General features: G+C 75.0%; 20 protein-coding genes and 1 pseudogene. 11 read left to right on the top strand and 10 right to left on the bottom strand.

Annotation, left to right across the window (positions count from 1 at the left end; translation table 11 throughout):
- The 4 genes and pseudogenes from TR50_RS46850 to TR50_RS21880 all read right to left on the bottom strand — a co-directional run.
- Positions 1 to 427 (bottom strand): annotated as a pseudogene (locus TR50_RS46850) (hypothetical protein); the annotation flags it as partial.
- Between the two features lie 209 nt (positions 428 to 636).
- A complete protein-coding gene (locus TR50_RS42770) occupies positions 637 to 1074 on the bottom strand; it encodes a hypothetical protein (protein ID WP_052441189.1) in 438 nt (145 codons plus the stop codon).
- Positions 1075 to 1171: 97 nt separating this feature from the next.
- Positions 1172 to 2026, bottom strand: a complete 855-nt coding sequence (locus tag TR50_RS21885; protein ID WP_042424226.1) for a universal stress protein — start codon at positions 2024 to 2026, stop codon at positions 1172 to 1174.
- A 244-nt stretch (positions 2027 to 2270) separates the two neighbouring features.
- Positions 2271 to 3248, bottom strand: a complete 978-nt coding sequence (locus TR50_RS21880) for an Acg family FMN-binding oxidoreductase (RefSeq protein ID WP_042424223.1) — start codon at positions 3246 to 3248, stop codon at positions 2271 to 2273.
- Between the two features lie 335 nt (positions 3249 to 3583).
- Between TR50_RS21880 and TR50_RS21875 the strand changes: the two genes are divergently transcribed.
- Positions 3584 to 4189: an Rv1733c family protein gene (locus TR50_RS21875; RefSeq protein WP_042424221.1), complete on the top strand. Its 606-nt coding sequence runs from the start codon at positions 3584 to 3586 to the stop codon at positions 4187 to 4189.
- A gap of 55 nt (positions 4190 to 4244) precedes the next feature.
- Here TR50_RS21875 and TR50_RS21870 read toward each other — a convergent pair whose 3' ends face one another.
- Positions 4245 to 4967 carry a response regulator gene (locus tag TR50_RS21870; RefSeq protein WP_084700707.1) on the bottom strand — a complete coding sequence of 241 codons (723 nt, stop codon included), beginning with the start codon at positions 4965 to 4967 and terminating at the stop codon, positions 4245 to 4247.
- Positions 4968 to 5109: 142 nt separating this feature from the next.
- Positions 5110 to 5982 carry a universal stress protein gene (locus tag TR50_RS21865; protein WP_042424217.1) on the bottom strand — a complete coding sequence of 291 codons (873 nt, stop codon included), beginning with the start codon at positions 5980 to 5982 and terminating at the stop codon, positions 5110 to 5112.
- A 272-nt stretch (positions 5983 to 6254) separates the two neighbouring features.
- On the opposite strand from TR50_RS21865, the gene TR50_RS21860 reads away from it, so the two are divergent.
- The 6 genes from TR50_RS21860 to TR50_RS21835 all read left to right on the top strand — a co-directional run bounded on the left by TR50_RS21860 (position 6255) and on the right by TR50_RS21835 (position 12616).
- Positions 6255 to 8006, top strand: a complete 1752-nt coding sequence (locus TR50_RS21860) for a sensor histidine kinase (protein WP_236654526.1) — start codon at positions 6255 to 6257, stop codon at positions 8004 to 8006.
- A gap of 121 nt (positions 8007 to 8127) precedes the next feature.
- Entirely contained in the window at positions 8128 to 8607 is a 480-nt protein-coding gene (locus TR50_RS21855) for a hypothetical protein (protein WP_052441188.1), read from the top strand.
- Positions 8608 to 8866: 259 nt separating this feature from the next.
- A complete protein-coding gene (locus TR50_RS21850) occupies positions 8867 to 9724 on the top strand; it encodes a universal stress protein (protein ID WP_042424215.1) in 858 nt (285 codons plus the stop codon).
- A 31-nt stretch (positions 9725 to 9755) separates the two neighbouring features.
- Entirely contained in the window at positions 9756 to 10526 is a 771-nt protein-coding gene (locus TR50_RS21845; RefSeq protein WP_084700703.1) for a helix-turn-helix domain-containing protein, read from the top strand.
- A 112-nt stretch (positions 10527 to 10638) separates the two neighbouring features.
- Positions 10639 to 11646 (top strand): Acg family FMN-binding oxidoreductase, encoded by a 1008-nt coding sequence (locus TR50_RS21840; RefSeq protein ID WP_236654525.1) that lies wholly within the window; start codon positions 10639 to 10641, stop codon positions 11644 to 11646.
- 139 nt (positions 11647 to 11785) lie between these two features.
- A complete protein-coding gene (locus TR50_RS21835; protein WP_042424211.1) occupies positions 11786 to 12616 on the top strand; it encodes a universal stress protein in 831 nt (276 codons plus the stop codon).
- A gap of 21 nt (positions 12617 to 12637) precedes the next feature.
- Here TR50_RS21835 and TR50_RS21830 read toward each other — a convergent pair whose 3' ends face one another.
- Positions 12638 to 15061 (bottom strand): glycoside hydrolase family 65 protein, encoded by a 2424-nt coding sequence (locus TR50_RS21830; RefSeq protein WP_042424334.1) that lies wholly within the window; start codon positions 15059 to 15061, stop codon positions 12638 to 12640.
- 189 nt (positions 15062 to 15250) lie between these two features.
- On the opposite strand from TR50_RS21830, the gene TR50_RS21825 reads away from it, so the two are divergent.
- A complete protein-coding gene (locus TR50_RS21825) occupies positions 15251 to 16324 on the top strand; it encodes a zinc-dependent alcohol dehydrogenase family protein (RefSeq protein WP_042424331.1) in 1074 nt (357 codons plus the stop codon).
- Between the two features lie 155 nt (positions 16325 to 16479).
- Here the strand turns inward: TR50_RS21825 and TR50_RS21820 are convergent, their stop codons facing one another.
- The 3 genes from TR50_RS21820 to TR50_RS21810 form a co-directional block, all read right to left on the bottom strand.
- Positions 16480 to 17205, bottom strand: coding sequence for an HAD family hydrolase (locus TR50_RS21820; protein ID WP_084700701.1), 726 nt, complete (start codon positions 17203 to 17205; stop codon positions 16480 to 16482).
- 32 nt (positions 17206 to 17237) lie between these two features.
- The gene (locus tag TR50_RS21815; protein ID WP_042424207.1) at positions 17238 to 18098 is read right to left on the bottom strand and encodes a universal stress protein; all 861 of its coding nucleotides are present in this window, start codon (positions 18096 to 18098) and stop codon (positions 17238 to 17240) included.
- Positions 18099 to 18547: 449 nt separating this feature from the next.
- The gene (locus TR50_RS21810) at positions 18548 to 21334 is read right to left on the bottom strand and encodes a SpoIIE family protein phosphatase (RefSeq protein WP_042424205.1); all 2787 of its coding nucleotides are present in this window, start codon (positions 21332 to 21334) and stop codon (positions 18548 to 18550) included.
- A gap of 167 nt (positions 21335 to 21501) precedes the next feature.
- Here TR50_RS21810 and TR50_RS21805 point away from each other — a divergent pair, with 167 nt between their 5' ends.
- The 3 genes from TR50_RS21805 to TR50_RS21795 all read left to right on the top strand — a co-directional run bounded on the left by TR50_RS21805 (position 21502) and on the right by TR50_RS21795 (position 25932).
- The gene (locus TR50_RS21805) at positions 21502 to 23628 is read left to right on the top strand and encodes a SpoIIE family protein phosphatase (RefSeq protein WP_042424202.1); all 2127 of its coding nucleotides are present in this window, start codon (positions 21502 to 21504) and stop codon (positions 23626 to 23628) included.
- A gap of 124 nt (positions 23629 to 23752) precedes the next feature.
- Positions 23753 to 24772 (top strand): alcohol dehydrogenase, encoded by a 1020-nt coding sequence (locus TR50_RS21800; RefSeq protein WP_042424200.1) that lies wholly within the window; start codon positions 23753 to 23755, stop codon positions 24770 to 24772.
- A 134-nt stretch (positions 24773 to 24906) separates the two neighbouring features.
- Entirely contained in the window at positions 24907 to 25932 is a 1026-nt protein-coding gene (locus tag TR50_RS21795; RefSeq protein ID WP_160311149.1) for a patatin-like phospholipase family protein, read from the top strand.
- The last annotated feature ends 22 nt before the right edge of the window (positions 25933 to 25954 follow it).

Genomic DNA, 25954 nt, shown 5'->3' with positions numbered 1-25954 from the left:
CCAGGGCGAGCTGGCTGACGTTGTTGTACTCCGTGACCCAGCCGCTGTTCAGGCTGCCTTCCTTGACGTACGCGTTGCCGTCCTTGCCGAGCACCCCGATGAGCGGGCCGTTCGTCGGGTCGCTGGCGACGGCGATCTGCGTGGCCCCGGTGTACTCCAGGACCCAGTCGGGATTCCGGTCGCTCTCCTTGACGTACGCGTCGCCATCGGTGGTCAGGAGGCCGATGACCGGTCCGTTGGTGGGGTCGCTGGCGACCACCACCTGCTTCACCTGGTCCGGATTGACCGGGTCGGCCCCGACGGCGGTCGGCGCGGCGGCCGCCGCCCGGGAGACCGGCGCGAGCCCCGCGAGGAACAGGGCCAGCACGGCGACCGCGACAGGGGAGCGCCCTGTCCGCCCCGGGACCCGTAACTGCTGCACATGCACGGATATCACCACTTCCAGGAGGGATGATCTGTCCGGCCACGGCTGAGGCCCGGCCGGTCGCACGGCACGAGCAGATCACCGGGCCCGGCAGGGCCACCAGGAAGAAGAGCGGGACGAACTACCGGAAGGACCGGCGGACACAGTGCTGAACCCGCAGGTCAGAAGGGGTGGCAGCGGCCGACTGCATGCCGCCGGTCCGTCGAGGCGCGTCAGGCGTAGTGCCAGTGGTAGCGGCCGGACTCCAGCAGGCAGGTGATCCTGCGTCCGTGGGCGTCGACCGTGGTCACCCCGGCGTCGGCGTCGGGGCAGAACTCGCCGGCGCGATAGTAGTTCCCGGACGGGGACAGGAGCGGCTTGCCGGCGTCTCCGCCGCCACCGCCTGACGAGCCGCCCGCAGTTCCTCCGTCGGCGCCGGCGGCCGTCGGGCTCGGCTGGGTGCTCCTCACGTGGGTGGGGGTGGGCGTCGCGCTCGATCGGGCAGTCGTGGGACTCATGCCGTTGCCCGAGACGACGACGCTGTGGGTGGTGATGCCGACGGTCGGATTGTCCGTGGCGCCGACAGTGCCGGCGTCGACGCTGCTGGAGGCGCAGCCGGCGAGGGCCAGCAGCGTCGCCGTGCCTATCGTGAGGGGGAGGGTCCGCTTCATGCGGAGACGGTCCCGCAGTTGTGCAGATCATGTGAGGAAAGTTGCCGCTCCGTGACCTGGGGCCGAGCGGTCCTGGCCTGGGGTCCGGCAGGTGCCCTCAGGTGTGGGGGACGAGCGCGACGGGGCTGCGGGCGTAGTGGACGGCTGCGTGGACCGCGGGGCCGACGGCGGGGGCGGTGCCGTGGCGGCGGCCGAGGACGAGCAGGCCGGTGCGGTCGGACTCGTCGACCAGGACGTGGGCGGCGCTGCCGGTGCGGACCTCGAAGCCGAGTCGGACCTGCGGGTACGCCGCGGCGAACGGGCGGACCAGTGCCCGCAGTTGGTCTTCAGTGTCCCGGCGGACGGCCTCCCGTTCGGCCTCGCCCGGCGGGATCAGGCCGGTGGTCCACCAGCGGGGCGCTTGCTGGGCGTGCACGACGCGCAGCGGCGCACCGCGGCGCTCGGCCTCCGAGAGCGCGAACTCGACGACGCGGGTGCGGTCCACCTCGCCGAGGTGCAGGCCGAGGACGATCTCGTGGTGGAGCGGCACGGGGTCCGCGTCCTCGCGGACGAGCACGACGGGGTGCTCGGCGTGGGCGGCGACGGTCAGGGCCGTCGAGCCGAGCAGCAGGCCGGCGAAGCCGCCGGTGCCGCGCGAGCCGAGGACGAGGGTGCAGCCCGGCTCGGCCGCCTGCAGGAGCTGCGTCGGCGCGTCGCCCGGGAGCAGGGCGTAGTCGATCTTGAGCCCCTGATGCCGGCCGCGCAGGTCCTTCACGGCGCGGGTGAGCAGGTCGACCGCCTCGGACTGGAGTTGGATGTACGCGTCCGGCACCGGCACGTCCGCGCGGTGCGGCCAGTGGGCGAGGGCCAGCCGTACCGGAGCACCCGTCAGGCCCGCCTCCGTCGCCGCCCATTCGGCGGCGGCCAGGCTCGCCTCGGAGCCGTCGAAGCCGACGATCAGCGGGAGTGCCATGACGTTCGGTTCCTTCCGGGAGAATGAGGGAGGGGCAGGGGAGGCGTTCCTGCTTCGGGCCGACGCGCCGTTGGGTGTCCGGGCGTCGACGCAGACCACGCCTTCGGGACCGCAGATCAGCGGCCAGCAGGTCCTTGAGCCGGTCCAGGTCGACGGGCGCGCTGCCGCGGTAGCCGAGGAGCAGCGGTGTCGCCCGCAGCGAGGTGACCATCGCGCGGATGTCGGCGTCGGTGAGCGGCGCGCCTCAGCCGAGGGCGCTGCCGGCGGTCCTGCGCGGGGTGGGGGCGCCCTCGGGGCCGTAGCCGAGGCGGACCAGCATCTGCACGTGCTCCGGCCCCTGGCGCGGGTCGCGCAGCATCCAGCGCAGGTCGGCCCATTCGACGGCCTGGTGCAGCAGTGAGGCCCGCACCTGGTCCCGGGTGGCGAGCAGCAGGACGTGTTGGAGCGCCAGTCCGGCGCGCAGCCAGTCGGCGGGTCGGTCGTGGTCCGTGGCGAGCACGGCCAACTGCGGATGCTGCTCGAAGACCTTGGCCGGCTGCCAGGCCGCCGGGAGCAGCGCGGAGAAGTCCCGCGTCGGGAGGTGTCCGGCCGCGTCCGGCGGACCGAGCGCCTCCGGTGGGATGCCGTCGTGCGTGCCCGCCCCGGAGCGGACCCAGCGTCGGCTCTCCTCGCGGCGGTCCTGGTCCGAGATGGTGCGGGCCTCGGCCTCGTAGGTCAGGCCCAGCAGCCGACGCGTCTCGTCCTGGTCCGGCAGGTGCAGGTGGACGCCCTCGACCCGGGCGGCGTCGACGATCTCCGTCCACAGCGGCCCCGGCAGGGGTCTGGCGGAGAAGGGGCTCCGGCTGGTGTGCCGGCGCCAGATCTGCTGGTAGAGGTCGGGTTCCGTGGCCGCGCGCTCGGGTGGCCGTCGACCGGCGAGCCGCACGGAGACGAGCAACTGCGGCTCGCGCCCGTCCGGGAGCAGGCGCAGCACCGGTTCCCAGCCGTGGTGGGCGACGGCGAGCCGCAGATTGAACGCGGCGGCGCCGACGGAGAGGTGCAGACCCCGTCCGTCCGGGTCCTCCGCCCGCAGCTCGCGGTCGAGCGCCGCCCGGATCTCGACGGTGTGCGTGTCCGGGCGCAGCCGGAAGCGCCACGGCTGGGTGTTGTGCATCGACGGGGCGGCCACGGCGGCGGACACGAGGTCCTCCAGGACGGCGGCGTCCAGGGTGGTGGGAGTCATGGCGGCCTCCTCCGGCATGGTTGCAGCACCGTGCGGCGCTGCGACGTGGCTCGCTGGTTCGAGCCTGCGGGGTCGCCGCGCGGCGGAGCAGGGCCGCTCGGGGCCCGGCCACCCGCCGATGGGCCCTGATTCGCCGGCCGCCCCGACAGCCCGGGTGGTCCGGGGGCTGCCGGGGCTGCTGGGGGAGCCCGGAGCGGAGGGCCGATGGGGACGTTCGGCGCCCCCAGGGGGCCCGGCCGGTCCTGCCCGGCTCAAGCGCGTGGGGAGAGGCTTGGACACGTGGGCGAAGTCCGCCACTCCGAACGACGCCGTACGCACCGAAGGAGGGCAGTCCGATGGCCGCGCCAGCAGCCGATCCTCGTCCGTCCGCCCCTGTGCCGAGACGCTCCCGCCTCGCCAGGGCGCGCGCCCGTCGTCGCAGCGCGCTGTGGCGGCGCAGCGACCGGTGGCGTTCCGCGCTGCTGAAGATCCAGGTCCTGGGCCTCGCCGCGACCACCGTGCTGTGCGCCCTGCTCGGGATGTCCTTCTACCAGCAGGGGCGCGCGGACGCCCAGCAGGAGGCGCAGAGCATGCGTCCGGCGCAGGCCCACGTCGTCGGTCGGCCGTACCCCTCCGGGGTGGGCGGCGATCTGGCCCAGGTGAGCTGGACCGCGCCGGACGGCTCGACGCGTCAGGGCGTCGCCGGCGTGCCGACCGCCGACCACGCGGGGGACCAGGTTCAGATCTGGCTCGACGGCAGCGGCAACGTCTCCACCGGTCCCACCTCGACGGCGAACGTGGTCGGCACCGCCGCGATCTCGGCCCTGCTGGTGATGGTCGGCGCGGACGCGGTGCTGATCTCCGCCGGAGCCGTCGCGCGCTCGCGGCTCAACCGCCTCGACCAGGAGGCGTGGGAGAAGGAGTGGCTGCTGTACGAGCCGCTCTGGTCGCGCCGCCGCTGATCCGCCTCCGCCGCAGCTGACGGCCGCAGCTGACGCGGCCGAACCACGGCTGAGTTCAGTCCCCGCCGTACCGGCTGTCGGGCCGGGCGGGGCCGCCGGCGCCGGAGGCCTGCGCGGCGGCCGCGTGCTCGGCGGCCTGGGAGGCGATGACGGCGGCCTGGACGCGGCGTTCCACGCCCAGCTTGGCGAGCATGCGGGAGATGTGGTTCTTGACCGTCTTCTCCGCGAGGAAGAGGCGCTGGCCGATCTCACGGTTGGTCAGTCCGTCCCCGATGAGGGCGAGGATGTCGCGCTCGCGGTCCGTCAGCCCGGCGAGGGCGTCCGGCGGTTGGGGGGCCTGCGGGGACTGGCCACGCAGCCGGGCCAGGAGCCGGGTCGTCGCGCCGGGGTCGAGCATGGACTGGCCGGCGCCCACCGTGCGGACGGCGGAGATGAGGTCGGTGCCGCTGATCTGCTTGAGGACATAGCCGGAGGCCCCGGCCATGATGGCGTCGAGCAGGGCGTCCTCGTCGTCGAAGGACGTGAGCATCAGGCAGGCGAGCTCGGGCAGTTGGGACCGCAGCTCGCGGCAGACGGTGATGCCGTCGCCGTCGGGCAGGCGCACGTCCAGCACCGCGACGTCGGGGCGCAGCGCCGGGATCCGGGCCAGGGCCTGCGCGCAGGTCGCGGCCTCTCCGACGACCTCCAGGCCCGGCTCGGCGTCGAGCATGTCGTGCACACCCCGGCGGACCACCTCGTGGTCGTCCAGCAGGAAGACCCGGATCGTGTCGGCGGTCATGCCATTACCCCATGTCTTGAGATCTGCGTCCGGAGATCGATCTGCGCTGTCCAGGATCGTCCCGCGGATCGAGGCCGCCCGGTAGGGCCGAACGGTCCCTTTGACCGGTCCCGATCATCCGCGACGCGGGGTCAGCGGGGGGTCAGCGGGGGATCACCGCCACCGGCGCGTGGGAGAGGTGCAGGACGCGGTGCGGCACCCGGCCGATCGGCTGGCTGAAGTGGTGGGTGTGCTTGCGGTGCGCGCCGACGACCACCAGCGACGCGTCGGCCGACTCGTTGACGATGGCCTCCTCCGCCGGGCCCAGCTCCACCCGGACGTCGACGGCGACGGCCGGGTGCGCGGCCCGGGCCGGAGCCAGCAGGTGGGCGAGCTCGTCCGTCTCCTCGGCCTCGCGCCGGGCCTGCTCCTGCGGCGGGACGGACATGTGACCGGGGAACGCCTGCGGGTACATCCAGGAGCGGACCACCCGCAGCGGGACACCGCGCCGTTCGGCTTCGTCGAAGGCGAACCCGACCGGCTCGGGCTCGCCCGGGGCGACGCCGACGACGACCGGGCCCTGTGCGGCGGGGACGCCGCCGACCGGCACCAGGACGGTCGGCACGGTCGCGTGCGCGATCACGCCCCCGCTCACCGACCCGAGCAGGACCGTCAGGAAGGTGTTGAGCCCCTGGCGGCCGGTGACCAGCATGCTGGTGCCGGGAGACGCCATCCGCAGCAGCCCCTCGACGGCTCCTTCCTCGATCAGTTCGGGCTCGACGCGCAGGCCCGGGTGGCGCTTGCGTGTCTCCTCGGCGGCGTTCTCGAGGAAGGCCGACGCGGCCTTGCGCGCCTCGTCGACCATCTCCGCGTTGTAGGCCTCCGGCAGGCGGTAGGCCTGCATGCTCCAGGCGTGGCCGACGCGCAGCACCGCGCCGCGCAGAAGGGCTTCCTCCGCGGCCCAGTCCAGGGCGGTGCGGGAGTTCTCTGAGGAGTCGAGGCCGACGACGACGGCCCCGATCGGCGAACTGTTCATCAGTGCCTCCTGCTCGGATGACGACCTCGCACGACGACCTCGCATGACGACGGAGCCGCCGGGCCTCGCCGACGCTGCTGCTTCCAGGCTGACACCGTGCGGCTGTCCCCGCCCGCGCCGGAAGCCGAGCGCCGGAACCCCGACCCGGACCCGGCCCGGACCCGGCCCGAACACGCGCCGGACCAGAAGCTGGTGCGTCCGCAGCACGGGCTGGGTACCGTGACCTTGACCGGGAAACCCGGACGACGCGCCATCGGGGGTGGAGGAAGCCGGTGTCCCAGGAACCGCTGCCGGAGTCGGACGCGGCCTCGCTGCGCCTCCCTGACCTGCGCCTGGACCAGCTCCTGGAGGAACTGCAGGCCCGGCTCGACGTCGCCCGCGGCACCCGGGACCGGGTGCACGCGCTGCTGGAGGCCGTCCTCACGGTCGGGCGCGAGCTCGACCTCGAGCAGGCGCTGCAACAGATCGTCGAGACCGCCGCGACCCTCGTCGAGGCCCGCTACGCCGCTCTCGGCATCATCGGCGAGAACGAGCTGCTGGCCAAGTTCCTCACCACCGGCCTGACGCCGGAGCAGGTCAAGGCGATCGGACCGTATCCCACCGGCCACGGCATCCTGGGGGAGCTGATCCGGCACCCCGAGCCGCTGCGCCTGCGCGACATCGGCGAGCACGCCGCGTCCGTCGGCTTCCCCGCCAACCACCCGCCCATGCACAGCTTCCTGGGCGTGCCGATCCGGGTGCGCGGCGAGGTGTTCGGGAACCTCTACCTGACCGAGAAGCGCGGCGGAGGCCAGTTCGACGCCGAGGACGAGTCGGTCCTGCAGACGCTCGCCGTCGCCGCCGGGGTCGCCATCGACAACGCCCGCCTCTACCGGGACGCACGGCTGCGGGAACGGTGGCTGGTGGCGAGCGGCGAGATCACCAGCCGGCTCCTGTCCGGCGCCGCCGAACAGGACGTCCTCGCCGAGCTCGTCCAGGCGTCGCTGGAGATCCTGGAGGCGGACCTGGGGGTCATCGCGCTCACGCTGCCGACGGCGGGCGGAACGGGTCTGGCGGTCCAGCTGGCCGAGGGGCTGGACGCGGAGCTGCACCGCGGCCTGCTCCTGCCGTTGGAGGGCACCTTCATGGGCGCGGCCTTCGTCGCCGCCGAGCCGATCACCAGCACCGACATCGCCCACGACCCGCGCGTCACGGCGGGACCGCCGCGCTGGCAGGGACTCGGCGCGGCCGTCGCCGTGCCGCTGGGCCGTGGGCCCTCGGGGCCGCGCGGCGTGCTGATGCTCGCCCGGCGGGCCGGGCTCTCCTCGTTCTCGCCGGCCGACGTCGCCCCGCTGAAGGCGTTCGCGGACCAGGCCGCCCTCGCGCTCGAGCTCGCCGCCCGGCGCAGCGACGCCGAACAGCTCGCGCTGCTGGAGGACCACGACCGCATCGCCCGGGACCTGCACGACCTCGCCATCCAGCGGATCTTCGCGACCGGGATGACGCTGCAGAGCGCGCAGCGGTTCATCGACCACCCGCGGGCCGCGGAGCGGGTCGGCCGGGCGGTGGACGACCTCGACGAGACCGTGAAGATCATCCGCACGTCGATCTTCGGGCTGCGGTCGCGCGCCTCCACTCAGGAGTCGGCGGGGCTGCGGGCGCGGCTCGTGGAGACCGTCTCGCGGTTCGTGTCCACCCTCGGCTTCACGCCGTCGCTGCGGCTGGAGGGACTGCTCGACACCGACGTCCCGCCCGAGCTGGCCGAGGACGTGCTCGCGGTGCTGGAGGAGGCGCTGAGCAACGTCTCGCGGCACGCTTCCGCCAAGGCCGTCGACGTCTTCGCCCGGGTCACCGGAGGCACGGCCCCCGAGGTGGTGCTGACCGTCGCCGACAACGGCGTCGGCCTCCCCGCGGGCCGGCGCCGCAGTGGTCTGGCCAACCTGCAGGAGCGGGCCGCCGAGCACGGCGGGACGCTCCGTCTCGACGAGAACCCCGGCGGCGGGACCCGACTGACCTGGCGGGCCCCGCTGCGCCTGGAGGATTGAGGCCCGCCCCGCGCACGGCTGAACCGATCCGCCGCACGGCTGAACCGATCCGCCCCGGGGTGCGTAGCCCAGGGAAGACCCGGACAGCGGAGGCCGGTGGAGTCCAGCGGAGGTGGTCAGGATGTCGACGGCGGACACGACGGTGAGCGCACCCCCGGTGCGGCAAGGGAGCCGCGTCGCGGAGGCAGGGGTGCTGTGGTTCCTGGCCCTGGTCACCGCGGCCGCCCTGGCGGTGGACGCCTACGTGCACGCGGATCTCGCCCCCACCTACGACGGCGTCACGGCAAGCGTCAGTCAGGGCGACCTGTTCCGGATCGAGGCGGCCCTCGCGGCCCTGGCCGCGCTGGTGCTGCTGGCGGCCCACCGCCGACGGGCGGCGTGGGCGGCCGCCTTCGCGGTCACGGCCGGAGGCGTCGGCGCGGTGCTGCTGTACCGCTACGTCGACGTCGGCACGCTCGGGCCGCTGCCCAACATGTACGAGCCCGTCTGGTACCCGGAGAAGACGGCGTCGCTGATCGCCGAGGCGGTCGGCGCCGGCGCCGCCCTCCTGGGCCTGCTGCTCGCCTGGCACTTCCGGCGCCGTCGGTCCGTCGGCGAGTGAGCCGGGGATCCTCCCGCCTCGTCGCCGAGCACACCGAGGGGCCCTTCCGGGACAGCCCGGGAGGGCCCCTCGACGCCGCCCGGGTCCCGCAGGAGGGCCGTTCGGCCCGTCGCCGGGGACTGAGCGGCCCACCGCGGAGCGGTGCGGGCGGCACGCGGCGGGACCGGGTGGGGACCGGTCGGCCCTGTCCGCCGCGCCGCGCGGGGCGAACGCTGGGAGGTGACCCACCCTGCCCGCGCCGCACGGAAGGACCAGCGCCATGCCTCCTCCGCTGATCGTCGGAGTCGACGGTTCCGACGCGAGTCTCGCCGCCGCCGAGTGGGCCGGCCGGGAGGCGGCCGCGACCGGCCGCAACCTACGGCTGGTCCATGTCCGGCCCGAAGGCCTCTGGATCCTCGCGGGGGACGAGCGGGCCGAGGAGGCCGAACTCCAGGCCCTCCACGCCATGACGGGCCTCGCCGCCGAGCTGCGGCGGGTGCACCCCGGGCTGCGCGTCGACATCGAGCCCGTGACCGGCCCGGTGGACCTGATGCTGCTGCGCAGCGCCGACGCCGACGGCGGCACGCTGGTCCTCGGCACCCGGGGAAGTGGCGGCTTCCAGGCACTGATGCTCGGCTCGGCGGCCCAGTCGGTGGCCGCCAGGTCGCAGCGCCCCGTCGTCCTGGTGCCGAGTCGTGCGGCGGCCGCCGAGCCCGGTTACCGGGTCGTGGTCGGGGTCGATCCCGGCTGCGACTGCCGCCCGGTGCTCGACTTCGGCCTGGGCTACGCGCAGGACCACGGTGTGGTGCTGCGCGCGGTCCACGCCTGGCAACCGCCGCTGCTGTGGGGAGCGGGCCCGGTCCAGCCGGGCGAGGCCGAGCGGCGCGAGCTGGAGCGGCACCACGCTGTCGCCCTGCACGACGCGGTGACGGCCGCGCACCACCGCTTCCCGGCGGCGGAGACGACGACCGCCGAGCTGGCCGGCGACCCGGCCGCCGTCCTGGTGGAGGAGGCGGAGAAGGCGTCGCTGCTGGTCGTGGGCCGCCGTCGGCACCGCCCGGTCTCCGCACTCGGACCGGTCGTGCACGCCGTCCTGCACCACGCCCCCTGCCCGGTCGCCGTCGTTCCGCACTGGTGACCCGGCATCGGCCGAAGAGGGAGTACCGATCATGTTCGCAGCATGGGCATCAGCGGGACCCGTCGACGTGCCCCGGCGGACCCCGGAGCACGGCCGCCCCGGCGACCTGGGACGCCGCATCACGCGGCGCCGGCAGGAACTCGGCCTCAAGGTCACCGAGGTGGCCCGGCGGGCCGGAATGACACCGGGCTTCGTCGACTGGGTCGAGACCAGCCCGGCCGAGCTCGGCCCCGGCGAGCTCGCGCGCCTCGCCGCCGCGCTCGAGACGACCCGGGCGGACCTGCTCGGCGCCGACCGCGACGTGGCGCCCGGCCGGACCGGCGCCGACCGGCGGACCGTCTCCGTGGCGCTGACGCCGGTCGAGTGCCGCAGGCGGATCGGCCGCCACGGCATCGGCCGGGTCGTGTTCGAGGCAGCCGGCGCACTCGTCGTCCGACCCGTCAACTACCGCGTGGTGGACGGCGACGTGGTCTTCCGCACCGAGGAGGCGGGCGCGCTGTCCGAAGCCGTGGGACGGCGGGTCGTGCTGGAGGTCGACCGCTTCGACGACGTCCTCGCCCTCGGGTGGAGCGTGCTCGTCAGCGGCCCCGCCGAGGCGGACCGCCGGGACGCGGACCGCCCCGGCGAAGGCGACGACGGGCCCCACCCCTGGGCAGGCTCCGCACGCGACCTCCGCGTGCGGATCCGTCCGAGCCGGATCACCGGACGCGAGCTCCGGCCCCGCCCGGCGGCGCGGACCGAGGGTCCGACCGAGCACCGGACCAACGACAGGACCGAGCACCCGACCGAGGACAGCCGGTGAGAACGGAGGCGCAGGACATGGACGGAAGCCGTCGTCCGTGTCGCCGACGGCGTCGTGACGCCCGTCGACCGCTGAACCCAGGAACCCCGTCCGAGATCCGGAGGCGGCCGACATGACCGAAGACTCCCGCACCAGCTACGCGTCCGAGGCCCTGACGCCGGACCGGTTCGCCTTCCTGGCGGCCGCCGGAGGAGCCGCGCCGTCGCTGCACAACAGCCAGCCCTGGCGGTTCCGCGCCACCGGCGACCGGCGCGGGCTGCTGGTCGAGCGCGACCCGTCCCGTGCCGTGCCGGTCACCGACCCGATGGGGCGGGCGCTGCACGTCTCGCTCGGCGCGGCGGTGCTCAACCTGCGCGCCGCCGCCGCCTCGCTCGGCCTGGAGTGCCGGCTGCGACTGCTGCCGGATCCCGAGCGGCCGGACCTGGTCGCGTCCCTCGCGTTCGACCGGCGCCCGCCGGACGCGCCGCCGAACCCCGACGCGGAGCTCTACCCCGCCATCGCCGAGCGCCACAGCAGCCGGCAGGCGTTCACCAACCGCGACGTGCCCGAGCGGCTCGTCGCGGAGCTGATCGCGGCCGCCGACCACGAGGGCGTCGTGCTGGCGGTGCTGGAGGAGGCCGAGACCCGGCGGATCCTCGCGCTCACCGCCGACGCCGAGCGACGCACCGCCGCCGATCTGGCGCGCGAGGCGGAGACGCGCAGCTGGGTCCGCGTGGAGGCTCTCGCCACCGACGGCATCCCGGTCGAGGCCCTCGGCCCGCTCGACCGGGACGCCCGCGTCCCGGTGCGCAGCTTCACCGGGCACCCTCCTCACGGCGGCCCGGGATCGGTGCGCTTCGAGGCGCTGCCGCAGCTCGCCACCTTCACCACCGCGCACGACGACCGCAGCGCCTGGGTGCGCACCGGCATGGCCCTGGAGCGGGTCTGGCTGGTGGCCACCGTGAACGGCCTGCGCGGCTCGGTGCTGCACCAGGCCGTCGAATGGCCCGACACCCGCTGGCAGCTGCGCGACCCGGAGACCGGCCCCGGCTACGTCCAGGTCATCCTGCGCCTCGGCTACGGCCCGCCCGGAGCACGGACCCCGCGCCGACCGGTGGAGGAGATCCTCCGGCTCGACTGAGCCCGCGGCACCGCCCGCCGGCCCGACGCGCGGCGGCGCGTCCCTGCGCTGGTGGCGCCGCCGAGGGGAGGCACACTGGAACTGCCGGTCCCCGGCACGGGCAGGTTCACCTTTGGGAGTTCACCTTTGGGAGGAAGCCATGGCTGGTCCCATCGTCCTCGGCGTGGACGAGGAGGCCGACGACGGACCAGCCGTCGCCTGGGCCGAGTCGGAGGCCGCCCTGCGCGGAGCCGAACTGAGACTGCTGGTCGCGAGTGCCGGAGCCGTGGTCGACTACGCCCGCCAGGCCGTCGACGAGCTCGCCGAGGTGGTGCGCAAGAGAAGCCCCGGCGTGTTGGCGGTCTCCGTTGAGGTCTCCGACGCCGACGCCCGCGAGGCGCTGGTCGCCGCGGCGGAGACGGCGCAACTGCTCGTGGTCGGAGCCCGCGGCTCGGGCGGGTTCCCCGGGCTGCTGGTCGGCTCGACCAGCCTGCACACGGCCGGCACCGCGGGCTGTCCCGTGGTCGTCGTCCCCGACCGGGGCGACGCGGACGGGGAGCGGACCGGGGGCGTGGTCGTCGGCGTCGACGCCAAGGACCCCGACGAGGCGGTCCTGCGCTTCGCCTTCCAGGCGGCCGAACGCCGGGAGCTCTCGCTTCGCGCGGTCCACGCGTGGCGCTATCCGCTGATCACGCAGGGCCGCGGCATGCCGCCCGTCTACGAGCGCGGCCACGTCGAGGCGGAACAGGAACGGACGCTGGCCGAGGTGCTGGCCGGTTGGCGGGAGGACTACCCCTCGGTGCCGGTGACCTTCGACAGCGTCAAGTCCGGTGCGGCCAAGCCTCTGGTCTCGCTCTCGGCCGAGGCCGACCTCGTCGTCGTCGGGCGGCAGGGGCACCGCTCCGGACCGCTCGGACGGCTCGGCTCGGTCAGCCTGGCCGTCGTCCAGCACGCGAGCTGCCCGGTGGCCGTGGTGCCGGTGCCGAGCTGACGGCGGGCCCGCCGACCGGAGTCATCCGCCGCCGGGGAGGTCGACCCGCACGACCTCGCCCGCCCGCAGCGTCGCCCCCGTGCCGCGGACGACGACGTGGATCGGCGGCGCGGTCCCGGGCGGCACGGTGACGGAGGCGTGTTGGTGCGCCAGCCGGACCAGGACGTCGCCGTGGCCGCGGTAGTACAGCGTCAGATCCAGCTGCCCGAGCTGGGGCGGCAGCGCCGGGTCGAGCACCAGCGCCTCCCGCCGCAGCGACAGACCCGAGTAGCAGCGCTCCAGCAGGTCGACCACGCCCGCCATGGCGCCCAGGTGCACGCCCTCCGCCGTCGTGCCGCCCTGGATGTCGTGGACGTCGCCGGCGACGGCCTCCTGGAAGAACCGCCACGAGGCGCGCCGGTCGCGGCGGGCCAGCACCCAGGCGTGGACGATGGCACTGAGGGTCGACCCGTGGGAGGTGCGGGCGAGATAGTAGTCGACCGTGCGCTCCATCAGGTCGCCCTCGACCCGGTAGCCGAGGCCGGTGAGCAGCCGCCGCACCTCGGCCGGCGGGAACAGGTACCAGAGCATCAGCACGTCGGCCTGCTTGGAGGCCCGGTAGCGGTTGACCGAGTCGCCCTCGGCCTCCAGGATCCGGTCCAGTCGGCGGATGTCGCCGTGGCGGGCGCGCAACGCGTCCCAGTCCAGTTCCTCCAGCCGCTCGTAGCCGTCGAACTGGCTGATCACTCCGTCGTGGAAGGGGACGTGGAGCCGGTGCGCGATCCGGTCCCAGCCGGCCAGCTCCGCCGCGTCGACCCCGAGACGCTCGAGCAGCTCGGCGCGCCGGTACGCCGGGAGCTCCCGCAGCAGCTCGCGGGCGATGTGCAGGGTCCACGACGCCATGACGTTGGTGTAGGCGTTGTCGTCAAGGCCGGGACGCGTGCTCCACGGGTAGCCGTCGTGGTACTCGTCCGGGCCCACGACGCCGCGGATCCGGTAGCGGCCGAGGCTCTCGTCGTACTCGGCCACGTCCGCCCAGAACCGGGCGACCTCCAGGACCAGCTCCGCCCCCGTGTGGGAGAGGAACTCCTGGTCGCCGGTGGTCCGGTGGTACTGCCACACGTTGTAGGCGATGGCCGAGCCGACGTGGCGCTGGAGCCGGCTGTGGTCCGGCAGCCACCGGCCCGAGCCGGGGTTCAGGTGCAGCTCCTGGGTCTCCTCGCCGCCGTCGCTGCCGCTCTGCCAGGGGAACATGGCACCGCGTCGGCCGGCGGCGGCCGCGTCGTGCCGGGCCCGGTCCAGGCGTCGGTGGCGGTAGCGCAGCACCGCGCGGCTGAGCTCCGGCAGGTGGCGGTTGAAGTACGGCAGGACGAACAGCTCGTCCCAGAACACGTGGCCCCGGTACGCCTCGCCGTGCAGACCCCGGGCGGGCAGTCCGACGTCGAGGTCGACCGAGTTCGGCGAGAAGGTCTGCAGCAGGTGCAGGGCGTAGAGGTGGACCGTCCCGGCGCCCTCGAAGTCCGCGCCCACGCGGCAGCGACGCCACAGCTCCTGCCAGCGCAGCCGGTGCTGGCGCTCCAGCTCGGCGGCGTCCTCGACGTCGGCCGCCAGGCCGGAGGCGCTCACGGCGGGATCGGCGGCCAGCCCGTCACGGGAGGTGAACAACGCGACGGTCTTCTCCACGGTCAGCGTGCGGCCCTGACGGACCGCCACGGTGAAGGTCCGGTCGACGCGCCCCGCCACGTCGAGCAGGTCCTGGACCTCGGCGTGCGGCGTGGTGTCGCCCGCCCGGAGGCGGGTGCGCGCGGCCAGCCCGATCCGCAGGCCCGAGTCCCGCGTGGCCACCTCGAGCCGGAGGACGTCACCCTCGGCCCCCTGCCCGGCGGGCACGAGATGACGGGCGGTCAGGCCCCGGTAGCGGGCGACGCCGTCGTTCACGACGCGGCCCTCCAGGCCGGAGCGGACCTTGACCGTTCCCGACCAGTCCACCGGGGTCAGCTGGGTGACCAGCACCCCGAGGTGCGCCCGCCCCATGTGGGCGAAGACCCGCTGGACGAGGTCCGTGGTCCGCCCGGCGCCGTCGCGGCACCGGCGGCGACGGGTGAGCACCGCGTGCCGCAGGTCGAACTCCAGGCGCTGCCCGAGGACGGTGAAGCCCGGCTCGCCGAACCAGGGCCCCTCGGCGTGGTCACCTTCCCCGTCGGCGGCCCGGAAGGTCAGCGGCAGCCAGTTCGGCCCGTTGACCAGGTCCTCGTTGACGACCGTCCGGCCTGCGACCGTGGAGCTCGCGCGGTGGTAGCAGCCCGCGAGGTAGGTGCCGGGGTAGTGCACGCCGTCGGCGGACGCCTCGGGGGCGGCGGCGCGGGTCACGAAGTAGCCGTTGCCGACCGCGCACAGCGCCTCGCGCAGACCCACGTCGTCCGGGTCGAGGCCCTCGTACCGCAGGGTCCAGGCGTCGCCGTTCACGGTGGCTCCAGGTGCTGCCGGCTCCGGGTGCTGCCCGGGGATGCCCTCATCCTCCCCGCCGACCTCATCGTCCCCGCCGACGCGACCGGTCGCACCTCGGCGCCGAAGGCCGCTCCCGCGCGCTTGCGGCGTTCCTCCGACCGGGGGACCGTCGAAGGAGGCCGACTGTGAGCGGGAGCAGGTGGGCGGATGGTCGCTACGGGACGGGAGACCGACGCCTGGGTCGTCGAACGGCCGGGCCCCATGGCCACGCACCCGCTCCGCTTGGTCCACAAGGGCGTGCCGGATCCCGGCCCGGGCGAGCTGCTGGTCGAGGTGGACGTGTGCGGCGTGTGCCGCACGGACCTGCACCTGGCGGAAGGCGACCTCGCACCGCGCGCCCACGGCCGCACCCCCGGGCACGAAGCCGTCGGGCGGGTGGTCGCCGCCGGGCCCGACCCGTCCGACATGCCCGACGCCCTCGACCCGTCCGACGCCTGGGGCGCGCCGCGCCCAGGGATCGGTGACCGGGTCGGCGTGGCCTGGCTCGCGGGGACCTGCGGAGTCTGCCGCTACTGCCGGGCGGGCCGCGAGAACCTGTGCCCCGAGTCCCGATACACCGGCTGGGACCGCGACGGCGGCTTCGCCCGGTACCTGCTCGCCGACGCCCGCTACGTCTACCCGTTGCCGCCGGACGCGCGCGACGACGCCGAGCTGGCGCCGCTGCTGTGCGCCGGCATCATCGGCTACCGCGCCCTGGAACGCGCCGACCTGCCGCCGGGCGGACGGCTCGGCCTCTACGGGTTCGGCGCCTCGGCCCACCTGACCGCCCAGCTGGCGCTGGCGCGCGGCGCGACCGTCCATGTGCTCACCCGCGCCGAGGAGGCGCGGCGCCTCGCGCTGGAGCTCGGCGCGGCCTCGGCGGGCCACGCCTACGACGCCCCGCCCGAACCCCTGGACGCGGCCATCCTCTTCGCGCCCGTCGGCGACCTGGTCCCGGTCGCCCTCGCCGCCCTCGATCGCGGCGGCACACTGGCGGTGGCCGGCATCCACCTGAGCGACATCCCGAGCCTGAACTATGCCGACCACCTGTTCCAGGAACGGACCCTGCGCAGCGTCACCGCCAACACCCGCGAGGACGGGCGGGCCTACCTCGCGGAGGTGTCCGGCCTTCCGCTGCGGGTGCACACCGTCCGCTACGCCTTCGCCGACGCGGACCGCGCGCTCGCCGACCTGGCCGGCGACCGGGTGACGGGCGTGGCCGTGCTGGACCTCCGGCAGTGACCCGGCGCGTGACGTCGGCCTGCGACCTTGGCCTGCGCCCTCGCCGCGAGGCACGAGAGCCCGGCCCGACAGCCCGACCCGACAGCTCAGCCCGACAGCCCGACTGCCCGGCCAGTGACCTCCGGCGTCCGCCCTGTGCGTGACCGGACCGCTGCTCACAGGCCCAGCAGCGGCTTCAGCTCGGTGAGGTCCTTCACGACGACGTCGGCGCCGTGCTCCCGCAGACCGTCCGCGCCCGCGCCCCGGTCCACCCCGACAACCGGCGCGAAGCCGCCGCGTCGACCGGCCTCGACGCCCACCAGCGCGTCCTCGACCACCATGGTTCGGTCGGGAGCGGCGCCGAGCCGACGGGCCGCCTCCAGGAAGAGCGCCGGATCCGGCTTGCCCGCCAGACGCAGCCGCTCGGCGTCGACCCCGTCCACCCGCGCGTCGAAGAGATCCGTCAGCCCGGCGGCGGCCACCACCAGCGCGCAGTGCCTGCTGGCCGACACCACCGCCGTCGCGACGCCCTGCTCCCGCAGCGCGACCAGCAGGTCCACCACGCCCGGACGCGGCGGCGCGCCCTCGTGCCGCAGCAGCGCGAGGTAGATCCGGTCCTTCCGGGAGGCGAGCCGCTCCATGGCCTCGGCATCGAGGCCGGTCAGGGCCCGGGAGGCGAGGAAGGCCCGCACTCCGTCCTCGCGGGAGCGGCCGTCGACGTGGCGCGGGTAGTCCGTGGCGATGTCGAACGGCGCCCGGGACTCCTCCGCGGCGCCCTGCGGCAACCGGCGCAGCAGGTCGTCGAAGGCGGCCTTCCACGCCATCGCGTGCAGCGCCGCGGTGTCGGTGAGCACGCCGTCGGTGTCGAACACGGCCCCGGCCAGGCTCTCGATCCCGATCACAGGGTCAGTACAGCACCTCAGAGCCCCGCGGCTCAGTTCGGCACGACCGCCACCGGCAGATCCGACAGGTGCAGGACCCGGTGCGGGACCCGGCCGAAGGGGAGTCCGTAGCGGGAGTGCCGGCGGTGGCGGCCCACCACCACGAGCGAGGCCCCGTCGGAGGCGTTGATCAGCGCCGCCTCGGCGGTGGCGAACTCGACCTGGGTCCTGACCTCGACGTCGGGGTGCTCCGGGCGCATCCCGTCCACCAGCGAGCGCAGTTCCCGGTCCTGCTCCTCCTCGATCCCGTTCACGGCCTCCTGGTTGCTGGCGACGTACGGGTTGGAGAGCGTCCACGCCCGCACGGCGAGCACCGGCGCACCACGGAACTCCGCCTCGGCGAAGGCGAACGCGAGCGGCTCCGACACCTCGCGCGCGACGCCGACGACCACCGGTCCGCGCTCGACGACCGGCGTGGTCGACTCGGGCACCACGACGACCGGCACCGGGGAGTGGGCCACGAGCTGCTGGCTCACCGAGCCCATCAGCACCCGCAGCACGCTGTTCATGCCGCGACGTCCGACCACCACGAGCCCCGCGTCCTCAGCCAGCCGCATGAGCCCCTCGACCGGCTCGTCGCCCATGAGCGAGGTGTCGACGTCCAGGCCGGGATGGCGTTTGCGCATGTCGGCGGCGGCGTCCTCGAGGAACTCGGTCGCGGCGCGGTGGACCGGCTCGGCGATGTTCGGCTGGTACTCCTCGGGGCCCTCGTGCTCCAGGCCGCTCCAGGCGGTGGCGATCGTCAGCCGCGCACCCCGCAGCGCCGCCTCGGCGGCGGCCCAGTCCAGTGCCGCTCTCGCCCCGTCGGACTGGTCGAGTCCGACGAGGACGGATTTCGTCGGCGCAGTGCTCATCCTTGGCTCCCGTCACGGGTGGGCTCCGGTTCCGGTCCGGCGTCTCCAGCTTCGACCCGGTGCACCCGGCCCGCATCCGCATGCCTCCGGCCTCCGCGGCGCTTTCGGGGCCGGCGGAGCGGATTGGGGCCGTCCGGCGGCCGGGGAGGACCGGGAGGCCCATACGCCGGTCCGGAACGGCGGGAAGGATCGTGAGCGCAGGGTTCCCCCGGCCCTGCAGGGGCGTCGGGATCGGCCGGCGCCCGGATCGGCGTCCGAGCGGTGCCGGGCCACGCGGCGCGCGGTCCCGCCGCGCCGGACGCCGGTTCCCGTGGGCACGCCGCGGGCGGCGGCCCGGGGCGTGAGGGTGCCCCTTTCGCGCTGAGCGGCCCGTCAGGGGCACCTGTCCCTGTCCGTCCCCGCGTGTCCCTGCCGGTCCCTGCCGCTGTCGGGCCGCGCGGACCCGGACCTCACGGCAGGAGCTGCTCGGCCCAGATCACCTTGCCGTCGGCCGTGTACCGGGTCCCCCACCGCTCGGACAGCTGCGCCACCAGGAACAGCCCGCGACCGCCCTCGTCGGTGGCGGCCGCGTAACGCAGATGCGGGGAGGTGCTGCTGCCGTCGGCCACCTCGCACACCAGGGCGCGGTCACGCAGCAGGCGCACCCGGATCGGACCGGTGGCGTAGCGGATCGCGTTGGTGATCAGCTCACTGATGATCAGCTCGGTGGTGAAGGCCAGCACGTCCAGTCCCCAGTCGGCGAGCCGCTCGGCCACGTCCGCCCGGACCCGCCCGACCGCCGCCGGGTCGGCCGGCACGTCCCAGGTCGCGACCTGGTCGGAGGGCAGGGCCCGGGTCCGGGCCACCAGCAGGGCCACGTCGTCGGTGGGGTGGTCCGGGAGCAGCGCGTCGAGCACCGCCTGGCAGGTGGCCTCCGGTGTCCGGGTGCGGACGGGCTGCTGGGACAGCGCGGCGCGCAGCCGGTCGAGACCGACGTCGATGTCCCAGGAGCGGTCCTCGACCAGGCCGTCGGTGTAGAGCACCAGCAGGCTCCCCTCGGGCAGGTCCAGCTCCACCGTCTCGTACGGCACGCCGACCAGGCCCAGCGGGGGCCCGGCGGGCACGTCGGGGAACTCCACCGCGCCGTCGGGGCGCACCAGCGCGGGCGGCAGATGTCCGGCCCTGGCCATGCTGCAGCGCCGCGAGACGGGGTCGTAGATCGCGTACAGGCAGGTCGCGCCGGTGATGGCGGTCTCGCCGTCGGCGGCCGAGCTGTCCTGGTCGATCTGGTTGACCAGCACGTCGAGATGGCCGAGGAGTTCGTCCGGCGGCAGGTCCAGGGTCGAGAAGTTGTGCACCGCCGTGCGGAGCCGGCCCATGGTGGCCGCCGCGTGCAGGCCGTGGCCGACGACGTCGCCGACGACCAGCGCGACCCGGGCGCCGGGCAGCGGGATGACGTCGAACCAGTCGCCGCCCACCCCGGCCTGCGCGGGCAGGTAGCGGTAGGCCACGTCCAGCGCGCTCTGCTCGGGCAGGCCGCCGGGCAGCAGGCTGTGCTGCAGGGTGACCGCCATGCGGTGCTCGCGGGCGAACCGGCGGGCGTTGTCGATGGACACCGCCGTGCGCGCCCCGAGTTCCTCGGCGACCCACAGGTCGTCCGTGTCGAAAGGCTCCGGCTTCTCCGCGCGGTAGAAGTGCGCCACACCGAGCAGCACGCCCCGGGCCAGCAGCGGAACCGTGATCAGGGAGTGGATGCCCTGGGCGACGAGCCGCTCGGTCCGTGCGGGGTCGGTCCGGCGCCAGTCGGACGCCGGATCGGACACGTCCGCCTCCAGGACCGAGCGCCCGTCGAGCGCTCGCGCGTGCGGCGTGCCGGACGTCAGCGGGATGGATGCGCCGACCTGGAAGAACGGCATGCCCGGCCGTACGCCGTGGAGCGCGGCGCGGCGCAGGTGCAGCACCCGGCCCCCCTCGGGCTCGTCGCCGCGCAGCAGCGGCTCCGCCAGGTCGACGCTGGCGAAGTCGGCGAACCGCGGGACGGCCGCCTCGGTCAGCTCCTCGGCGGTGCGGGTGACGTCCAGGGTGGTGCCGATCGCGCCGCTGGCCTCGTAGAGCAGCTTGAGACGCTTGCGGGCCTGGTCGGCCTTGCCGGTCAGGGCGCGCAGCTCGGTGGAGTCGCGCAGGGTCGCGACGACGCCGGGCGGGCCGCCGTTGCGGTCGGTGGTGCGGACGTTCACCACGATCAGCCGGTCGCCGGCGCCCACCACCTCGTCGGTGACGGGGCGTCCGGAGGCGAGCAGGTCGGTCAGGCGGTGGTCCAGGCCGAGGGAGGTGACGAGCGGGGTCTCGTGCGCGCCGATCGGCAGGTCGAGCAGGCGGCAGGCCTCGTCGTTGGCGAGCAGCACCCGGCCGTCGTCCCCGATGATGAGCACCCCCTCGCGGACCGCGTGCAGCACCGCGTCGTGGTGCTCGTACATCCGGGTCATCTCGGCCGGGCCGAGGCCGTGGGTCTGCCGTCGCAGCCGCCGCACGACCAGCCAGGTCCCCGCGGTGGAGAGCCCGAGCGCGAGCGCGCCCGCGCCGAGGACGACCGGCAGCCGGTGCTGGGAGGCGCTGCTGATCTTCTGGAGGGTGATGCCCGCGGAGACCGCGCCGACCACCTTGTGACGGGCGTCGAAGACCGGCACGATCGCCTGCACCAGCGGGCCGATGGTGCCCTTGATGGTCTCGGTGACCACCTGGCCCGCCAGCGCCGGGCCGATGTCGCCGACGAACTTCTTGCCGATCCGGTTGGGGATCGGGTGGGTGTAGCGGATCCCGTGGTCGTCGGTGACCACGACGAAGTCGACTCCGGTCGCCTTGCGGGTGGCCTCGGCGCGCGGCTGGAGCAGCGCGGTCGGGTGCGGCGACTCGATCGCGGCGACGATCCCGGGCGAGTTGGCGAAGGTCTGGGCCACCGCGAGCGAGCGGTTGCGGGCCTCGGTGGTGGTGTCCTGCTGGGCCTGGACGAAGATGTCGATCCCGGCCGCCACCACCAGGATCAGGATGATCACCACCTGGAGGATGAACACCTGCCCGGCCACGCTGCGCATGCCGAGGATCGCCCGGCGGCGTCGCTCGGGGGAAAGTGGCGGGTCCGGGCGCCCGTCGTTCTCCTGATCCCGTCCCGGGCGAGGACGGCCACGGTCCCTCGGGGTCTTGCCGCCGACGGAACCGGACCCCGCAGGGGCCCGCGATCGACCCCAGAACCGGGCCATACGCCTATGAAACACTCCCCGCCTGCGGGAGGCCAACGGGCCCGCCCGGAGGCTCCGGAAGGGCGCGCCCCCTCACCCGCGTGCACGATGGAGGAGGGGCCCCACGACCCCGGGCCGACGCTGCGGCTCGCAGCCGGCCGGCTGGGTGGCGATTGGACACGGGAACCATGCACGAGCACGGGCGTCCGGGGGCGGCGGGCCTGCACGGCGCCACCACCGCGGAGGTGCTCGACAGCGTCTTCCAGGGGACGCCCAACGGCCTGGCCGTCTACGACACCGAGCTGCGCCTCGTCCGGGTCAACGCCGCACTGGAGCGCATCCTCGACGCGCCCGCCGCGGAGGTGCTCGGGCGGCGGGTGGAGGAGCTGTTCGCCAACGCCGAGGGCGAGCGGATGGCGGCGCGGCTCAGCGCCGTCCTGCACACCGGCGCACGCGTGATCACCACCGAGCACCGGGGGCGGACGGCGGCGGACCCCGACCACGACCACGTCTGGGCGATCACCTCGTTCCGGCTCACCGCCGCCGACGGCCGCGTCCTCGGGGTGGCCTCCGCGGTCGTGGACGTCACCGAGCGCGACCACGCCCGGGAACGGCTGCTCGCGCTGAAGGAGGCCGCCGACCGGATCGGCTCCACCCTCGACGTCACCCGCACGGCCGAGGAGCTGACGGAGGTCGCCGTGCCGCGGCTGGCCGATTTCGTCGCCGTCGACCTCCTGGACGGCGTCGCCAGCGGAGCGCCCGCCCCGCTCGGACCCGTCTCCGGCACGGCCGTGCTGCGCCGGGCCGCGCTGCGCTCGGTCACCCCCGAGGCGCCCGAGGCGACCGTCCGGCCCGGCACCGTGATGACCTACCACCCCTCCACGCCCTACGCCCGCTGCCTGGCGTCCGGGCAGTCGCTGCTGGTCCCGGTGCTGGACCTGGCGGCGGACTGGGTCGCGCAGGACCCGCTGCGGGCCGCGAAGATGCTGGAGGCCGGCACCCACTCGCTGATCTCCGTGCCGCTGAAGGCACGGACGGTCACGCTCGGCCTCGCCCACTTCTACCGCTGGCGGCTGCCGGGCCCGTTCGACCAGGAGGACCTGGCGCTGGCGCAGGACCTCGTCGGCCGCGCCGCGGTCAGCATCGACAACGCCCGCCGCTACACCGAGGAGCACCGCGCCGCCCTGACCCTCCAGCGGAGCCTGCTGCTGCGCGGCAACGTGCCCGATCCGAGCCCGCTGGAGACCGCGCACCGGTACCTGCCCGCCGAGGCCCACGCGGGCGTGGGCGGCGACTGGTTCGACGTGATCCAGCTCTCCGGCGCGCGGGTCGCCCTGGTCGTCGGCGACGTCACCGGCCGGGGCATCCACGCCGTGGCCCGCGCCGGCCGGTTGCGCACCGCCATCCGCACCCTGGCCACCCAGGACCTGCCGCCCGACGAGCTGCTGTGGCGTCTCGACGCGCTGGTGCACCGTCAGATCGACACCCCGACGGCCATCCGCACCCCCGACGAGCCGGAGACGCCGGGGATCAGCGGCACCTGCCTGTGCCTGGTCTACGACCGGGTGACCGGCCGCGCCACCGTCGCGAGCGCCGGACACCCGCCGCCCGTCGTCGTCCGCCCGGACGGCAGCGCCCGCCCCGTCGACCTCACGCCCGGCCCGCCGCTGGGGCTGGCCATGCTCCCGTTCGAGGCGACGGACCTCGACCTGCCCGACGGAAGCGTGATCGCCCTGTGGACCGACGGGCTGGTCAAGGTGCGGGAGCCGGAGCGCGGCCTCGACGTGCCGGGACTCCTCGCCGGGCTCGCCTCGCGGGCCGGGACGCTCGACGAGCTGTGCCGGACCGTCGTCGACGCCACCCTGAAGTCCCGCGATCCGGGTGACGACGCCGTCCTCGTCCTGGTGCGCACCCGGGTCCTGCCACCCGACCGCGTCGCCACCTGGGACCTGTCCGCCGACCCGGCCGAGGTCTCCCACGCCCGCGCCGAGACCGCGCGCCAGCTGTCCTCCTGGGGGCTGGAGGAGGCGGTGCCGTCGACCGAGCTCATCGTCAGCGAGCTGGTGACCAACGCGATCCGCCACGGCCGGGAGCCGTTCCGCCTGCGCCTGATCCGCGACGGCTCGCTCATCTGCGAGGTCTCCGACAGCTCCAGCACCTCGCCCCATCTGCGCGACGCCGCCGACACCGACGAGGGCGGCCGGGGCCTCTTCCTGGTCGCCCAGCTCGCCGACAACTGGGGCACCCGCTACATCCCGCGCGGCAAGACCATCTGGGCGGAACAGTCCGTTCCAGCCGTGGGAACGGACGACTGAACGCACGCCGGAACGGACTGCTGGACGCACGGCTGAACGGACGGCCCGGGACCGGGGACCGGCGTGCGCGGCCGGGCGGCCGGGCGTCTACTGGCGCGGGGGACGACCCGACGGAAGGAAACCCATGGGCACGTATCGAGTCGCGCAGGTCGCGGCCGCGGGTGAGCGGTTCACGATCGCCGAGCGGGAGCAGACGCCGCCCGGCCCCGGGCACGTGCGCATCGCGGTGGAGGCCTGCGGCGTGTGCCACAGCGACGCGTACTTCGTCGGCGGCGTGCTCCCCGGGCTGAGGTTCCCGGTGGTCCCCGGCCACGAGATCGCCGGGCGGATCGCCGAGGTGGGCGAGGGGACACCCGAGGTCTGGCGGGTGGGCGACCGGGTGGCGGTGGGCTGGTTCGGCGGCAGCTGCCGGGTCTGCACCCCCTGCCGGCAGGGGGACTTCATCGTCTGCCGCAATCTGAAGGTCCCCGGCGGGGCCTACGAGGGCGGTTACGCCGAGTCGGTGACGGCCCCCGTCGACGCCCTCGCCCGGATCCCCGACGCGCTCTCGGCCGAGGACGCCGCGCCGCTGGGCTGCGCCGGCGTGACCACCTTCAACGGCCTGCGGCGCAGCGCCGCCCGGCCGGGCGACCGGGTGGCGGTCCTCGGAGTCGGCGGACTCGGGCACCTCGCGGTCCGCTACGCGGTCGCGATGGGCTTCGAGACGATCGCCATCGCGCGCGGCCCGGCGAAGGCCGACTTCGCCAAGCAGCTCGGGGCCCATCACTACGTCGACAGCACCGGGTCGACGGATGTGGCGCAGGCCCTCCAGGCGCTGGGCGGGGCCCACGTGGTGCTGGCCACCGCCACCGACTCCGAAGCCGTCAGCGCGACCGTGGACGGACTCACGCCGCGCGGTGAGCTGGTCGTGATCGGCATCGACGCGGCGCCCCTGCGGATCACCCCGGGGCAGCTGATCATGCCCGCCAGGACCGTCCACGGCCACCCGTCCGGGACCGCCCAGGACGTCGAGGACACCATGGCCTTCAGCGCCCTGCACGGCATCCGCCCGATGAACGAGACCATGCCGCTCGCCCAGGCCGACGAGGCGTTCCAGAGGATGATGGCCGGATCCGCCCGGTTCCGCATGGTCCTCACCATGTGACCCGGGCCGACGCTCCGGCGTGCCTGGCTCGCGCGGGCGCGCCGGATCATGGACGCTGGAGTGAGCCCGGCTGTCCGTCCGGCGCGTGCTCGGCGTCGGCGGAGACCGGGAGCATGAGGAAGGCGGCGACTGCCATGGCCGGTCGGACTGCGGATACGGGGGACAGGGAAGCATCCGAGGCGGCCTCCGGGGCCCCCGCGCCGCGCCGCGGACTGGTGCTGGGCGGAGGCGGCAGCCTCGGCGCGGCCTGGACCGTCGGCGCGCTGTGCGCGCTGGAGGACGTCTGCGGCTGGGATCCACGCAGCGCGGACGTCATCCTGGGGACCTCCGCGGGCGCGATCGTCGGCTCGCTGCTCGCGCTCGGGGCGAGCCCGACGGAGCTGCTGGGCCACCAGCGCGGCGAGGCCGAGGTCCCCGGCCCGCTGGGCGGGGTCCGGCTCCACTACGACACCTGGGTGGGCGGGGCGCTGCCGCGGCTGCCCCGGCCCGGGGTCGGCTCGCTGAAGCTCCTGCTGGACCTGGCCGAGCACCCGCACCGGATGCCGCTGCCCACCGTGCTCGCGGCCGCCGCGCCTCCGGGCCGCGGCAGTCTCGGCGGCGTGCGCGACCTCTTCCACCAGCTCGGCATGGACGACCACTGGCCGGACAACCCGGCGCTGCGGGTCGTCGCGGTCGACCTCGACACCGGCACCCGGGTGCTCTTCGGCACGCCCGGCGCGCCGCCCACCGACCTCGCGTCGGCGGTGACGGCCTCCTGCGCGCTGCCCTCCTGGTTCGAGCCCGTACGCATCGACGGCAGCCGCTACGTCGACGGCTGCGCCTGGTCGGACACCAACCTGGACCTGCTGGCGGGCGAGGAACTGGACGAGGTGTTCGTGCTCGCGCCCACCTGCGCCCGCGAGACCGACCATCCGCACAGCATCCCGGCCAGGGTGGAGCGGCGGCTGCGGCGCGGCTCCACCGCCCGCCTGCTGCGGGAGGCCGTGGCGGTGCGCGATGCCGGCGCCCTGGTGCACGTGCTCGTCCCCGGCCCGGAGGACCTGGCCGCGATGGGCGCCAACCTGATGGCGCCGCAGCACCGGCTGACGGTCCTGGAGACGTCCCTGCGGACCACCACGGCGGCCCTCACCGGCGGCGGCGTGGTCACCGAGCGGCCCTGAGCGAGCGACCCTGAGCGCCGGC

Origin of the sequence: Streptacidiphilus anmyonensis (genome assembly GCF_000787855.1) — a bacterium.
GTDB lineage: Bacteria > Actinomycetota > Actinomycetes > Streptomycetales > Streptomycetaceae > Streptacidiphilus > Streptacidiphilus anmyonensis.
The sequence above is the reverse complement of the archived record's forward strand: the minus strand, read 5'-3'. Positions and strand labels throughout refer to the sequence as shown.

Coding starts and splice junctions, on each gene's coding strand:
- TR50_RS42770 (WP_052441189.1), bottom strand. CDS start 1,074: ATGAAGCGGACCCTCCCCCTCACGATAGGCACGGCGACGCTGCTGGCC.
- TR50_RS21885 (WP_042424226.1), bottom strand. CDS start 2,026: ATGGCACTCCCGCTGATCGTCGGCTTCGACGGCTCCGAGGCGAGCCTG.
- TR50_RS21880 (WP_042424223.1), bottom strand. CDS start 3,248: ATGACTCCCACCACCCTGGACGCCGCCGTCCTGGAGGACCTCGTGTCC.
- TR50_RS21875 (WP_042424221.1), top strand. CDS start 3,584: ATGGCCGCGCCAGCAGCCGATCCTCGTCCGTCCGCCCCTGTGCCGAGA.
- TR50_RS21870 (WP_084700707.1), bottom strand. CDS start 4,967: ATGACCGCCGACACGATCCGGGTCTTCCTGCTGGACGACCACGAGGTG.
- TR50_RS21865 (WP_042424217.1), bottom strand. CDS start 5,982: ATGAACAGTTCGCCGATCGGGGCCGTCGTCGTCGGCCTCGACTCCTCA.
- TR50_RS21855 (WP_052441188.1), top strand. CDS start 8,128: ATGTCGACGGCGGACACGACGGTGAGCGCACCCCCGGTGCGGCAAGGG.
- TR50_RS21850 (WP_042424215.1), top strand. CDS start 8,867: ATGCCTCCTCCGCTGATCGTCGGAGTCGACGGTTCCGACGCGAGTCTC.
- TR50_RS21845 (WP_084700703.1), top strand. CDS start 9,756: ATGTTCGCAGCATGGGCATCAGCGGGACCCGTCGACGTGCCCCGGCGG.
- TR50_RS21840 (WP_236654525.1), top strand. CDS start 10,639: ATGACCGAAGACTCCCGCACCAGCTACGCGTCCGAGGCCCTGACGCCG.
- TR50_RS21835 (WP_042424211.1), top strand. CDS start 11,786: ATGGCTGGTCCCATCGTCCTCGGCGTGGACGAGGAGGCCGACGACGGA.
- TR50_RS21825 (WP_042424331.1), top strand. CDS start 15,251: ATGGTCGCTACGGGACGGGAGACCGACGCCTGGGTCGTCGAACGGCCG.
- TR50_RS21815 (WP_042424207.1), bottom strand. CDS start 18,098: ATGAGCACTGCGCCGACGAAATCCGTCCTCGTCGGACTCGACCAGTCC.
- TR50_RS21810 (WP_042424205.1), bottom strand. CDS start 21,334: ATGGCCCGGTTCTGGGGTCGATCGCGGGCCCCTGCGGGGTCCGGTTCC.
- TR50_RS21805 (WP_042424202.1), top strand. CDS start 21,502: ATGCACGAGCACGGGCGTCCGGGGGCGGCGGGCCTGCACGGCGCCACC.
- TR50_RS21800 (WP_042424200.1), top strand. CDS start 23,753: ATGGGCACGTATCGAGTCGCGCAGGTCGCGGCCGCGGGTGAGCGGTTC.
- TR50_RS21795 (WP_160311149.1), top strand. CDS start 24,907: ATGGCCGGTCGGACTGCGGATACGGGGGACAGGGAAGCATCCGAGGCG.